Source organism: Streptomyces sp. NBC_01198, from assembly GCF_036010485.1.
In the GTDB taxonomy this organism is placed as follows: domain Bacteria; phylum Actinomycetota; class Actinomycetes; order Streptomycetales; family Streptomycetaceae; genus Actinacidiphila.
In genome coordinates, this window is sequence record NZ_CP108568.1 from 5214918 (window position 1) to 5227500 (window position 12583).

General features: G+C 74.3%; 10 protein-coding genes (1 of these 10 running past the window's edge). 9 read left to right on the top strand and 1 reads right to left on the bottom strand.

Translation table 11 applies throughout. The features are described from left to right. Positions 1 to 139 precede the first annotated feature (139 nt). Both OG702_RS23315 and OG702_RS23320 read left to right on the top strand, forming a co-directional pair. A complete protein-coding gene (locus tag OG702_RS23315; RefSeq protein ID WP_327290874.1) occupies positions 140 to 3928 on the top strand; it encodes a glycosyltransferase family 2 protein in 3789 nt (1262 codons plus the stop codon). Then, complete coding sequence (locus OG702_RS23320; RefSeq protein WP_327290875.1) at positions 3925 to 5391, top strand: DUF5719 family protein; 1467 nt, start codon at positions 3925 to 3927, stop codon at positions 5389 to 5391. The genes OG702_RS23315 and OG702_RS23320 overlap by 4 nt, the downstream gene beginning before the upstream one ends. Positions 5392 to 5440: 49 nt before the next feature. Here OG702_RS23320 and OG702_RS23325 read toward each other — a convergent pair whose 3' ends face one another. Next, positions 5441 to 5881, bottom strand: coding sequence for a metallopeptidase family protein (locus OG702_RS23325; protein ID WP_327290876.1), 441 nt, complete (start codon positions 5879 to 5881; stop codon positions 5441 to 5443). A 321-nt stretch (positions 5882 to 6202) separates the two neighbouring features. Here OG702_RS23325 and OG702_RS23330 point away from each other — a divergent pair, with 321 nt between their 5' ends. The 7 genes from OG702_RS23330 to ahcY form a co-directional block, all read left to right on the top strand. After that, positions 6203 to 6565 carry a DUF3499 domain-containing protein gene (locus OG702_RS23330; protein ID WP_327290877.1) on the top strand — a complete coding sequence of 121 codons (363 nt, stop codon included), beginning with the start codon at positions 6203 to 6205 and terminating at the stop codon, positions 6563 to 6565. A 167-nt stretch (positions 6566 to 6732) separates the two neighbouring features. Continuing rightward, complete coding sequence (locus OG702_RS23335) at positions 6733 to 8091, top strand: phosphomannomutase/phosphoglucomutase (protein WP_327290878.1); 1359 nt, start codon at positions 6733 to 6735, stop codon at positions 8089 to 8091. A gap of 155 nt (positions 8092 to 8246) precedes the next feature. Continuing rightward, positions 8247 to 8426 (top strand): Trm112 family protein, encoded by a 180-nt coding sequence (locus OG702_RS23340; protein ID WP_327290879.1) that lies wholly within the window; start codon positions 8247 to 8249, stop codon positions 8424 to 8426. Positions 8427 to 8504: 78 nt separating this feature from the next. Next, positions 8505 to 9629 (top strand): SIS domain-containing protein, encoded by a 1125-nt coding sequence (locus OG702_RS23345; RefSeq protein WP_327290880.1) that lies wholly within the window; start codon positions 8505 to 8507, stop codon positions 9627 to 9629. 5 nt (positions 9630 to 9634) lie between these two features. Beyond that, on the top strand, positions 9635 to 10837 hold the full coding sequence (manA, locus tag OG702_RS23350; RefSeq protein WP_327290881.1) for a mannose-6-phosphate isomerase, class I: 1203 nt from the start codon (positions 9635 to 9637) through the stop codon (positions 10835 to 10837). A 96-nt stretch (positions 10838 to 10933) separates the two neighbouring features. Further along, positions 10934 to 11893, top strand: coding sequence for a cation diffusion facilitator family transporter (locus OG702_RS23355; protein WP_327290882.1), 960 nt, complete (start codon positions 10934 to 10936; stop codon positions 11891 to 11893). A 228-nt stretch (positions 11894 to 12121) separates the two neighbouring features. Next, on the top strand, positions 12122 to 12583 hold the start of the coding sequence (gene ahcY, locus OG702_RS23360) for an adenosylhomocysteinase (protein WP_327290883.1). It continues 990 nt past the right edge of the window; 462 of the gene's 1452 nt are visible here — the first part of the coding sequence; the start codon lies at positions 12122 to 12124; its stop codon lies beyond the right edge, outside the window.

Sequence of the window (12583 nt, forward strand, 5' to 3'; positions counted from 1 at the left end):
GTTGTTCTCACACCGGGCACACGTCAGGGCGGTGGTGTCCGCGTAAGCCGTTAGTGTGGGGGGCCGTCCGAGATGCAACCCCCGCCGCGAGCGGGCGCCAGCGTCCACCGCAGTCCAGCGAACCGGGGCCCGAACCTCGATGTCCGTGAACAGCCCAGCACCGGCCGCCCACCCGGCCGGCATCCCTGAGTTCCCGCGCCATGTCGTCACCGCCGTGCTGGTAGCGCACGACGGGGCGCGCTGGCTGCCCAAGTCCCTCGCAGGGCTGCTCGCCCAGGACCGCCCGGTCCAGGACGTCATCGCCGCCGACACCGGCAGCGCCGACGACTCCGCCCGGCTGCTCGCCGAATCACTCGGCGACCAGCGCGTCCTCCACCTGGCCCGCCGTACGAGCTTCGGCGCCGCCGTCGAGGAGGCCGCCCGCGCCGCCGCGCCGCTCACCGCGGACCAGCTGCCGTACCTGGCCCGCCGCAGCGGCTGGGACCCCGTCAGCCGCAGCTGGAACGACGACTCCTACGACGAGCCCGACCAGCCGCACGGCGAACCCGTGCAGTGGCTGTGGCTGCTGCACGACGACTGCGAGCCGGACCCCGGCGCCCTCGCCGGCCTGCTGCGGGTCGCCGACAGCTCGCCGTCCGCGGCGATCGTCGGCCCCAAGCTGCGCAGCTGGTACGACCGCAGGCAGCTGCTCGAAGTCGGCGTCAGCATCGCCCGCAGCGGCCGCCGCTGGACCGCGCTGGAACGCCGCGAGCAGGACCAGGGCCAGCACGACCAGGTGCGCCCGGTCCTGTCGGTGTCGTCCGCCGGCATGCTCGTCCGCCGCGACGTGTGGGAGGAACTGGGCGGCTTCGACCGCCGGCTGCCCCTCATGCGCGACGACGTGGACTTCTGCTGGCGCGCCCACGCGGCGGGCCACACCGTACTCGTCGCCCCGGACGCCGTGCTCTGGCACGCCGAGGCCGCCTCCCGCGAGCGCCGCCCCGTCGACTGCGCCGGCCGCTCCGCCGTCAACCCGCACCGGGTCGACAAGTCCGGCGCCGTCTACACGCTGCTGGCCAACACCCGCGGCCCGCTGCTGCCGTACGTGGCCCTCCGCATCGTCCTCGGCACGCTGCTGCGGACCCTCGCCTACCTCGTCGGCAAGGTGCCGGGCCAGGCCGTCGACGAGATCGTCGGCCTGCTCGGCGTCCTGCTGCGCCCCGGCCGGCTGCTCGGGGCCCGCCGCCGGCGCGGCGCCGGCGCCGTCGCCCCCTCCGAACTGCGCCCGCTCTTCCCGCCGCCCGGCGCGACCGTGCGGGCCACCGTCGACCAGGTCGTCAGCAACCTCTCCGGCCGCGCCGACGCCGCCTCCGCGGCGGCCGGACGCCACGGCGGGGCCGTCGAGTCGGGGCCCGGCGAGGACGACAGCGGCGAGTTCCTGGAGATCGAGCAGTTCGCCCGCCTCAAGCGGATCGCCCGCAAACCGGGTCCTGTCCTCTTCGCGGTGCTGCTGATCGTCTCGCTCGCCGCCTGCCGCTCGCTGCTCGGCGGCGGCGCGCTGGCCGGCGGCGCCCTGCTGCCCGCCGACCCCGGCGCCTCCGACCTGTGGAGCAGCTACGCCGGCAGCTGGCACGCCCTCGGCGCCGGCGGCACCGAGTCCGCGCCGCCGTATCTGGCCGTTCTCGGGCTGTTCTCGACCGTGCTGTTCGGCTCCACCGGCCTCACCTTGACCCTGCTGCTGGTCGCCTCGGTGCCGCTGGCCGGCTTCACCGCCTACTTCGCGTCCCGCCCGCTGGTCGAGTCGCGGCTGCTGCGCGCCTGGGCCTCGGTCGCCTACGCCTTCCTGCCGGCCGCGACCGGCGCCCTGGCGACCGGCAGGCTCGGCACCGCCGTGCTGGCCATCCTGCTGCCGCTGATGGCCCGCGCCGCGGTCGCCTCCGCCGGGCTCCAGCTCGGCGCGGCCGCACTGGACCGCGGCGCCCGGCCCGGCTGGCGCGCCACCTGGGCGCTGGCCCTGATGCTCACCTTCACCACCGCCTTCACCCCGATCACCTGGCCCATCGCCCTGGTCCTCGCCGCGGCGACCCTTGCCTGGCGGATGGCCACCGGCCGCGGCGCGCTGCTCGTACCGCAGCTGCTGCGGTTCGCCGCGCTGGTCGTCACCCCGATCGTGCTGCTCGCGCCCTGGTCGCTGACGCTGCTTTCGCACCCCGGACGGCTGCTGCACGAAGTGGGCCTGCCCTACGGCACCAAGGGCGCCTCCGGCGTCGACCTGCTGCTGCTGAGCCCCGGCGGCCCCAAGGCCTCCGGCGGAGTGCTGCTGGTCGGCCTGCTGCTTGCCGCGCTCGCCGCGCTGCTGCGCGACACCCGCCGCACGGCGATCCTCGCCGCCTGGACGGTGGCCGCGACCGGCCTGCTCTTCGCCGGCATCGAGAACGGCAAGGCCTGGGCGGGACCGGCCACGCTCGTCTACGGCCTCGCCCTGCTCGCGGCCGCCGCGGTCGGCGCGGAGAACGCCAACGAGCGGATCGCCGCCAGCGGATTCGGCTGGCGGCAGCCGGTGGCCGGCCTGATCGCGCTGGCCGCCGCCGCCGCGCCGCTGCTCGCCGCCTTCACCTGGGTCGCGCACGGCGCTGCAGGCCCGCTGGACCGCCGCGATCCGCAGCAGGTGCCGGCCTTCGTCGCCGAGGAGAGCACCAGCGGCGACCAGGCCCGCACCCTGGTCCTCAGCGGTACCGACGGCCATGTCGCCTACGCCCTGGTGCGCGGCGCCGGCGTCCGCATAGGTGACGCCGAACTCGCCGCGCAGTCCCCGGGCGACGCCGACCTGGACACCCTCGTCGCCAACCTGGTGGCGGGCTCCGGCGCCGACCAGGGCAGCCGGCTCGCCGGATACGCGGTCCGCTACGTCCTCGCGCAGAAGGGCGCGCCCCGCGCCCTGGGCCGCGTCATGGACAGCACCCCGGGCCTGTCCCGGGTCAGCCAGGCCGACGGCAGCGAACTGTGGCGGGTGGACACCACCGTCTCCCGGATGATGATCACCGCCAAGGGCGCCAAGCCCGTCGCGGTCCCCTCCGGTCGCATCGAGGCGCACACCACGCTGCCCGCAGGACCGCAGGGCCGGGTGCTGCGGCTCGCCGACACCGCGTCGGGCGACTGGCAGGCCACCCTCGGCGGGACCCGGCTGACGCCCACCACGGTCGACGGCTGGGCGCAGGGCTTCGAGCTGCCCGCCTCCGGCGGACGCCTCGACGTCACCTTCAAGGAGCCCGTCACCCACATCGGCTGGCTGGGCGTGCAGGCCCTGCTGCTGCTCGTCACGATCGTGCTCGCGCTGCCGGGCCGCCGCCGCGAGGTCGACGACGACCTCCCGGAGGCCGAAGGCGCGGTGGCCGCCGACATCCCCGCCCAGGCCGGCGGGGAAGGCCGCAGGGCCCGCCGCCTGCAGGCCGCCGCGGACGCCGAGGCGGCCGCGAGCGGCACCCAGCCGGACGGCGCCGACGTGGCCGCGGGCGACCTGGAGCAGCAGCCCGACCCCTTCGACCCGGTGGGCACGGCCTACGAGCAGCCCGAGACCGGCTACGACCCCGCGGAGGGCGGCTACGACCCCTACGCGGTCCCGGCCCCCGACGCCGGACAGGGCGCGGACCCGTATTACGCGCCCTACCCCGACCAGCAGTGGGAGCAGCAGCCCTACCCCGCGGGACAGGGCGGCTACGACCAGCAGGGCGGCTACGGCGACCAGTACGGCTACGTCCCGCCGCAGCCCGGCTACGACCCCTACGCGCAGCAGGGGCAACAGGCACCGCACGACGGGACGGTCACCGGATACGGCGACCAGGCGCCCTACGTCGACCAGGGCGGCTACACCGACCCCGCGGCATACGGCGACGCCGGGGCGTACTACGCAGAAGGCGACCAGCGCCGCGACGGGAGCGACCACCAGTGAACCGCAGCACCCTCTCCCTGGGCGGCGCCGTCGTCGTGCTCGCCGTGCTGACCGGGGCCGCGACCATGGGCGGCGGCAGCGACTCGGCCGCCGCTCCCACGGGCGCGGTGACCCGGCTGCCGGTCCAGCGCAGCACCGTGGTGTGCCCCGCGCCCTCTTCGTCGGAGTTCGCCGACACCACCTACACCTCGTTCACCCCGCTGATGTCGGGCGTGGACAGCGGCGCCGCGGGCAGCGCGCAACTGGTCCCGACCGCGGGCAGGGCCAAGCCGCTCGCGCCGCTCAAGGAGGCAGGCAAGGGCGCCACCGCCACGACCGACGACCCCGACGCACCCGCCCTGATCGGCACCGCCGACGGGCCGCTGGCACCGGGCTGGACGGTCCAGCAGACCACCGTGGTGGACTCGGGACCGGGGCGCGGGGTGCTCGGCACCTCCTGCATCACCCCGGACAGCGAGTTCTGGTTCCCGGGCGCGAGCACCGCGACCGGCCGCCAGGACTATCTGCACCTGGTGGACCCCGACGAGGCCCCGGCCGTCGTCGACATCGAGCTGTACGGCAAGGACGGCCTGCTCAAGGCGTCGACAGGCGACGGCATCACCGTCCCGGGCAAGGGCGCCAAGCCGGTGCTGCTGTCCACGCTGGTCGCCGACAAGGTCGCCGACCTGACCGTGCACGTCGTGGTACGCAGCGGCCGGGTCGGCGCCGCCGTCCAGGCCACCGACGCCAAGACCGGCACGGACTGGCTGCCGCCCGCCGCCGACCCCGCCACCTCGCTGGTCATGCCGGGCATCCCGGCCGACGCCTCCGCGGTGCACCTGGTGGCCTACGCGACCGGCTCCGACGACGCCGACCTGACGCTGAAGCTCGCCACCTCCACCGGGCTGATCTCCCCGGCCGGCCACGACACGCTGCACGTCAAGGCGGGGATGACCGCGACCGCCGACCTCGGGGACATCACCAAGGACGACGCCGGTTCGCTGGTCGTCGGATCGAGCAGCGTGCATTCCCCCGTACCGGTCGTGGTGGGGCTGCGGATCACCCGCGGCAAGGGCACCAAGCAGGAGATGGCCTTCCTGCCGGCGACGCCGTCGATCGACACCAGGGCCACCGTCGCGGACAACCGCGACGAGGCCTCGACCCTCGCCCTGATCGCCGTCGGCAAGGACGCCAGGGTGAAGATCAGCTCGTCGCCGGGCGCGTCCGGCGGCACCACGGTGAACAGGACCGTCATCGTCAAGGCGGGTTCCACCATGTCCCTGCAGCCGCCGCCGCCCTCCGGGAGCAAGGGCGCGTATGCGGTGACGGTGGAACGGCTCTCCGGCGGCACCCTCTACGCCTCACGGATGCTGTCGCTGCCGCTGGGCGGCGTGCCGATGTTCACCATCCAGCCGATGCCGGACGACCGGGGCATGGTCGAGGTGCCGCAGGCCGGTTCCGACCTGACGATCCTCAACAAGTAGCGGAAGGCTGCCTGCGGGAGACCGGGGCGGGGACGGGCGCCGGGAGGCGTCAGTCCTCGCCGTACTTCGGGTCGACGTTCTCCGGCGACAGGCCGAGGAGCTCGGCGACCTGCTCGACCACCACCTCGTGGACCAGCAGCGCCCGCTCGTCCCGGCTCTTGGCCCGGATCTCCACCGGCCGCCGGTAGACCACGATCCGGCTGGGCCGCCCCTTGCCAGCCCCCACCAGCCGCCCCAGCGGCACCGCGTCGCCGTCGGCGGTCGCGTCCTGCGGCCAGGGCACCTCCTGCACCGCGAATTCCACGTCGGCCAGCTGCGGCCAGCGCCGCTCCAGCCGGTCGGCGGCATCCCTGACCAGGTCGTCGAAGGCGTCCGCTCGGCTGACCGCGAGCGGCACCTGCGGCGGCGCGATGGGGCCACGCATGCCACGGCCGTGCCGGTCACGGTGTCGTGGACGCGGGTCGGAGGGAGGTGGTGCCGAGCTGTCCATCAGCGTGAGCCTAGCTCCCGCCCCGCAGGAGTGTCGCGACCCGCGTGAACGCCGCCCCTTTATCGTCATCCCGCGCCGAGTTTCAGACCGCATCCGGCCACAGATACGACGGAAACGCGCCACCTGGCGAGCGAACGCGTCACGTGCCGCCGTCATGACCGCACACGCCGCTTTGGTACGTACCGCCAACTGCCCCGCATCGCCGCAGGTCGACGCCACGACCGAGGTGCGGCACCGGAAAGCGGCCCTCGGACGACACGACCGGGTGAGCCTGCGGAGAGTCGTCGCGGCCCGCTCAAGAGTGCGGTACCGTCCAACCTCGTGAGCCCTGTACGTCGCTGTTCGCGCACCGCTTGCGGCCGCCCCGCCGTCGCGACGCTGACGTACGTCTACGCGGACTCCACCGCCGTCCTCGGCCCCCTCGCCACCTACGCGGAACCGCACTGCTACGACCTGTGCTCCGAGCACTCCGAGCGGCTGACCGCACCCCGCGGCTGGGAAGTGGTCAGGCTCGCCGTCGACACCGGTCCCGTGCGGCCCAGCGGTGACGACCTGGAGGCGCTGGCCAACGCGGTACGCGAGGCCGCCCGCCCGCAGCAACGCAGCCGGCCCGGCGCCCGTGACATCGACCCGATGGAAGTCGCCCGCCGCGGCCACCTGCGGGTACTGCGCTCGCCCGAGTAGGGCCCCGGTCAGGACCGGCTCCTGCCCGAGCGGCACCCCGCACTTTCCGGCTGCCACCCGTACCGGACGGGCACGTGCCCGCCCGGGGTAGGTTGTGGCCCGGAACCGCAGCCGATTGCCGCGCCCTTCCGTCCGAACTCCGCGACCCCGTACAGCAGAGGTGTGCAGTGGCCGATTTGTCGCAGCTGGTCAAGGCCTACGACGTCCGCGGAGTCGTACCCGATCAGTGGGACGCCCCGCTCGCCGAGATCTTCGGCGCGGCCTTCGCCACCGTCACCGGGGCCGACGCCGTCGTCGTCGGCCACGACATGCGGCCCTCGTCCCCTGGCCTGTGCGACGCCTTCGCCCGCGGCGCCGCCTCCCGCGGCGCGCACGTCACCCGTATCGGGCTGTGCTCCACCGACGAGCTGTACTTCGCCAGCGGACGGCTCGGCCTGCCCGGCGCCATGTTCACCGCGAGCCACAACCCGGCGCAGTACAACGGCATCAAGATGTGCCGGGCCGGCGCGGCACCCGTCGGCCAGGACACCGGTCTCGCCGACATCCGCGCGCTGGCCGAGAAATGGCTGGAGACCGGCGTCCCGGCCGCCGCGGTCACCCCCGGCACCATCGGCGACCGCGACGTGCTCGGCGACTACGCCGACTGCCTGCGCTCGTTGGTGGACCTGTCGGGGATGCGGCCGCTGAAGGTCGTGGTCGACGCCGGCAACGGCATGGGCGGGCACACCGTGCCGACCGTGCTGGCCGGCCTGCCGGTCGACCTGGTGCCGATGTACTTCGAACTCGACGGCACCTTCCCCAACCACGAGGCCAACCCGCTCGACCCCAGGAACCTGGTCGACCTGCAGGCCCGGGTGCGCGAGACCGGCGCCGACCTCGGCCTGGCCTTCGACGGCGACGCCGACCGCTGCTTCGCCGTCGACGAGCGCGGCGAGGGAGTGCCGCCGTCCGCGGTCACCGCGCTGGTCGCCGCCCGCGAGCTGGCGGCGCACCCCGGCGCCACGGTCATCCACAACCTGATCACCTCGCGCGCGGTGCCCGAGGTCGTCAAGGAGCACGGCGGCATCCCGGTGCGCACCCGGGTCGGGCACTCCTTCATCAAGCAGGAGATGGCGGCCACCGGCGCGGTCTTCGGCGGCGAACACTCCGCCCACTACTACTTCCGCGACTTCTGGAACGCCGACACCGGCATGCTCGCCGCACTGCACCTGCTGGCCGCCCTCGGCCGCCAGGACGGCCCGCTGTCGGCGCTCGTCGCCGGCTACGACCGCTACGCCTCCTCCGGCGAGATCAACAGCACCGTCGCCGACCAGGCCGGGCGCACCGCGGCGGTCCGCGCCGCTTTCGACGGGCGGCCCGGCGTCACCTTCGACGACCTCGACGGGCTCACCGTCACCGCCGCCGACTGGTGGTTCAACCTGCGGGCCTCCAACACAGAACCGCTGCTGCGGCTCAACGTCGAGGCCGCCGACGACGACGCCGTCGCCCGCATCCGCGACCAGGTCCTCGCCCTCGTCCGCGGCTGACCCCGCGCCTGCCGCCGGGACCCCGCCCCGGCCGGGCGCCCGCCCGCAGCCAGGGCCCGCCACCCGCCCTGTGACCCGGCGCCGGACGCGGCGATAGGCTGGCACGCACAGGCGGCCGGGGCCACCCGCCGCACACCGCCCGGAGGACACCGCTCATGCCGCTTGTCGAACCCAGCCTTCTGGAGATCCTCGCCTGCCCGGCCTGCCACGCCCCGCTGCGCGAGGACGTGGACGCCGCGGAGCTCGTCTGCACCTCCGACAGCTGCGGCCTGGCCTACCCGGTCAAGGACGACATCCCGGTGCTGCTGGTCGACGAGGCCCGCCGCCCCGGCTGACCTGCCGACCGCACCACAGAGCCACCGCACCCGGACCCCGTCCGACCGCGCCCCACGACGTCACGACCGGAGGTCGCATTGTTCGACGAGTCGCTGCTGGAGGACCCGGAAAGGCTCGCACGCGCCGACAGCCGCGGACTGCTCCGCGGTGTCGCCGCCTCCGGCGCCCGGGTCCGCACCGCACTGCGGCTCGCGGAGGAAGCGGGCGTCACCGGCCTGCAGCCCGACGGCCGGCCCCGCACGCTCCTGGTGGCCGGCAGCGGGCCCGACGCGACCGCGGTCGCCGACGTGCTGACCGCGCTCGACTCCGGCAGCTGCCCCGTCGAACTGCTCACCCCGACCGGCCCCACCGCGCAACAGGCGCGCTGGACGCTGCCGGGCTGGGTCGGGTCGCTCGACCTGCTCCTCCTGATCTCGCCGCACGGCACCGAGCAGGGCCTCACCGACCTGGTCGAGCAGGCCTACCGCCGCGGCTGCACCGCCGCCGCCGTCACCCCGGCCAAGGCGCCGCTGGCCGAAGCCGTCGCCCAGGTCCGCGGCCTCGCCCTGCCCTTCGCCGCGCCGGAGGGCAACGGCACCGCCGACACCGCGGCCGACACCGGCGCCTTCTGGGCACTGCTCACCCCGCTGCTCGCCCTGACCGGCCGGCTCGGGCTGCTGACCGCGCCGAGCAGCGAACTGCACGCGCTCGCCGACACCCTGGACGAGGTGGCCACCCGCTGCGGACCGGCGGTCGCCACCTACACCAACCCCGCCAAGACCCTCGCCGCGGAACTCGACGACGCCCTCCCGCTGTTGTGGAGCCAGGGCCGGGTCGCCGCCGCCGCGGCCCGCCGCTTCGCGACCGTGTTGGCCGCCCGGGCCGGCCGCCCCGCGCTGAGCGCCGAACTGCCCGCCGCCCTGGCCGCCCACGGCCCGCTCCAGGCCGGGGTGCACGCCCACACCGCGGACCCCGACGACTTCTTCCGCGACCGCGTCGAGGAATCCGACGGCCTGCGGATGCGCATCGTGCTGTTCCAGGAAGCCCCCGACCAGCCCGGCTCCGCGGCACCCGCCGCCCGCGAACAGGCCTACGCGCACGACACCCCGCTCAGCGAGATCGCCGCCCCCGGCGGCAGCGATCTGCACATCGCGGCGGAACTCCTCGCCCTGACCGACTTCGCCGCCGTTTACCTGGCTGTCGCCTCGACCGAGAGACCCTGACCGGCATGAACCGCCTCCTCAACACCGTGCGCCCCTACGCCTGGGGCTCCACCACCGCCATCCCCGAACTCCTCGGCACCCCGCCCACCGGCGAACCCCAGGCCGAACTGTGGATGGGCGCCCACCCCGGCGCACCCTCCCGGGTGGACCGCGGCGCCGGGCCCGTCCCGCTCGACACCCTCATCGACGCCGACCCCACCGCGGAACTCGGTGACGCCACCGTCAAGCGCTTCGGCCCGCGGCTGCCCTTCCTGTTCAAGGTGCTCGCCGCCGGCGCACCGCTGTCCGTGCAGGTCCACCCCGACCTCGCCCAGGCCAGGGCCGGATACGCCGACGAGCAAGCCCGCGGCACCCCCCTCGACGCCCCGGACCGCAACTACCGGGACGCCAACCACAAGCCCGAGATGATCGTCGCCCTCACCCCCTTCGACGGGCTGTGCGGCTTCCGGCGGCCCACCGAGGCCGCCGACCTCATCGACGCGCTCGGGGTCGGCACGCTCGCCCCCTACGCCGACATCCTCCGCGCCCATCCTGAGGACCGGGCGCTGCGCGAGGTCCTCGCCGCCGTCCTGGGCGCCGAACCCGCCGCGATGGCCGACACCGTCCAGGCCGCCGCCGAAGCCGCGGCCCGGCTGGCCGCCACCCCCGACACCCCGCACGCGGCCGACTACGCCGCCTACGCCAAGGCCGCCCACAGCTTCCCCGGCGACCGCGGCGTCATCGCCGCGATGCTGCTCAACTACGTGCGGCTGCAGCCCGGAGAAGCCCTCTACCTCGGCGCCGGCGTCCCGCACGCCTACCTCGACGGCCTCGGGGTCGAGATCATGGCCAACTCCGACAACGTGCTGCGCTGCGGCCTCACCCCCAAGCACATCGACGTCCCCGAACTCCTGCGCGTCGTCCGCTTCGAGGCCGGCGACCCCGGCGTCCTGCGCCCCGAGGCCGCCCCCGACGGTGAGGAGGTGTACGCCGCCCCGATCGACGAATTCCGGCTCTCCCGCTACGTCCTGGCCCCCGGCGCCGACCCCCGCACCCTCGACCCGGGCACCCCGCAGATCCTGCTGTGCACCGCCGGCCAGGCCTCGTTGCGCGCCGAGGACGGCACCGCGCTGACCCTCGACCGGGGCGAATCCTGCTGGATCCCGGCCGGCGAACGCAGCGAACTCATCGGCGAAGGCACCGTCTTCCGTGCCACCGTGGCGGCCTGACTCACCGACCGCGATCCGGGCTGCAAGAATGTCCGACCGCAACGCCCGCCATGGCGAGGCAGCCGCCAGGGCCGACGGAAGGGACACCCAGCACATATGAGCGCCTCAGGCGGAACCAGGGCGATCGTCGCGGCACTGAGCGCCAACCTCGCCATCGCCGCCGCGAAGTTCGTGGCATTCGCGTTCAGCGGCTCCTCCTCGATGCTCGCGGAGGGCGTGCACTCCCTCGCCGACTCCGGCAACCAGGGCCTGCTCCTCATCGGGGGCAAGAAGGCCAAGCAGGCGGCCACCGAGGAACACCCCTTCGGCTACGGCAGGGAAAGGTACATCTACGCCTTCCTCGTCTCGATCGTCCTCTTCTCGGTCGGCGGCATGTTCGCCCTCTACGAGGGCTATGAGAAGATCCGCCACCCGCACGCCATCGACCACTGGTACTGGCCGGTCGGCGTTCTGATCTTCGCCATCGGCGCCGAGGGCTTCTCCTTCCGCACCGCCATCAAGGAGTCCAACCACACCCGCGGCACGCTCTCCTGGGCCGAATTCATCCGCCGCGCCAAGGCGCCGGAACTCCCGATCGTCCTGCTTGAGGACTTCGGCGCCCTGATCGGCCTCGCCCTCGCCCTGCTCGGTGTCGGCATCTCGCTGGCCACCGACAGCGGGGTCTGGGACGGCATCGGCACCCTGTGCATCGGCACCCTGCTGATCTGCATCGCCCTCGTCCTGGCCGCCGAGACGAAGTCCCTGCTGCTCGGCGAGGGCGCGGGGCCCGAATCCCTCGCCCGCATCCGCGCGGCCATGCTCGACGGCGACACCGTCACCCGCATCATCCACATGCGCACCCTGCACCTGGGCCCGGAGGAACTGCTGGTCGCCGCCAAGATCGCGGTCGACCACGACGACACCGCCACCGAGGTGGCCCGCGCCATCGACGCCGCCGAGGAACGCATCCGCGCCGCGGAACCCTTCGCCCGCGTGATCTACCTCGAACCCGACATCTACAGCGAAGCCGCGGCCGCGGCCGGCCCCGACCCCGACCAGACGCCCGGCGGCCGCTGACCTCAGGAACTGCGGCCGATCAGCGGACCGGTGTAGATTCGTACCGAGCCAGACGTCGCTGCTGATGGCGGTCGGGCGGTCGCCCCAGGTTGACCGGCCGAGGGAGAGAGGGCCTCCGACGGATTGCGCTGCCGCTAGGGGACAGGTACGCCCGCAACCGGTCGTGCCCGCCGCCCTGCCGCCGCGCCACATCCCTGTCCGCCTCGATCGCACCGAGGAGCAGCCCGCATGACCACTACCGCCACCGACTTCAAGGTCGCGGACCTCTCCCTTGCCGCCTTCGGCCGCAAGGAGATCACCCTCGCCGAGCACGAGATGCCCGGCCTGATGTCGCTGCGCAGCGAATACGCCGCCACGCAGCCGCTGGCCGGCGCCCGGGTCACCGGCTCGCTGCACATGACCGTGCAGACCGCCGTCCTCATCGAGACCCTGGTCGCCCTCGGCGCCGAGGTCCGCTGGGCGTCCTGCAACATCTTCTCCACCCAGGACCACGCGGCGGCAGCCGTCGCCGTCGGCCCCGAGGGCACGCCCGAGAACCCGAGCGGTGTCCCGGTCTTCGCCTGGAAGGGCGAAAGCCTCGAAGAGTACTGGTGGTGCACGGAACAGGCCCTGACCTGGCCCAACACTCCCACCGGCGGCCCGAACATGATCCTGGACGACGGTGGCGACGCCACCCTGCTCGTGCACCAG

What these genes read in the sequence shown, in the direction of transcription:
- OG702_RS23315 (WP_327290874.1), top strand. Translation starts at nt 140, where the DNA reads ATGTCCGTGAACAGCCCAGCACCGGCCGCCCACCCGGCCGGCATCCCT.
- OG702_RS23325 (WP_327290876.1), bottom strand. Translation starts at nt 5,881, where the DNA reads ATGGACAGCTCGGCACCACCTCCCTCCGACCCGCGTCCACGACACCGT.
- OG702_RS23340 (WP_327290879.1), top strand. Translation starts at nt 8,247, where the DNA reads ATGCCGCTTGTCGAACCCAGCCTTCTGGAGATCCTCGCCTGCCCGGCC.
- manA (WP_327290881.1), top strand. Translation starts at nt 9,635, where the DNA reads ATGAACCGCCTCCTCAACACCGTGCGCCCCTACGCCTGGGGCTCCACC.
- OG702_RS23355 (WP_327290882.1), top strand. Translation starts at nt 10,934, where the DNA reads ATGAGCGCCTCAGGCGGAACCAGGGCGATCGTCGCGGCACTGAGCGCC.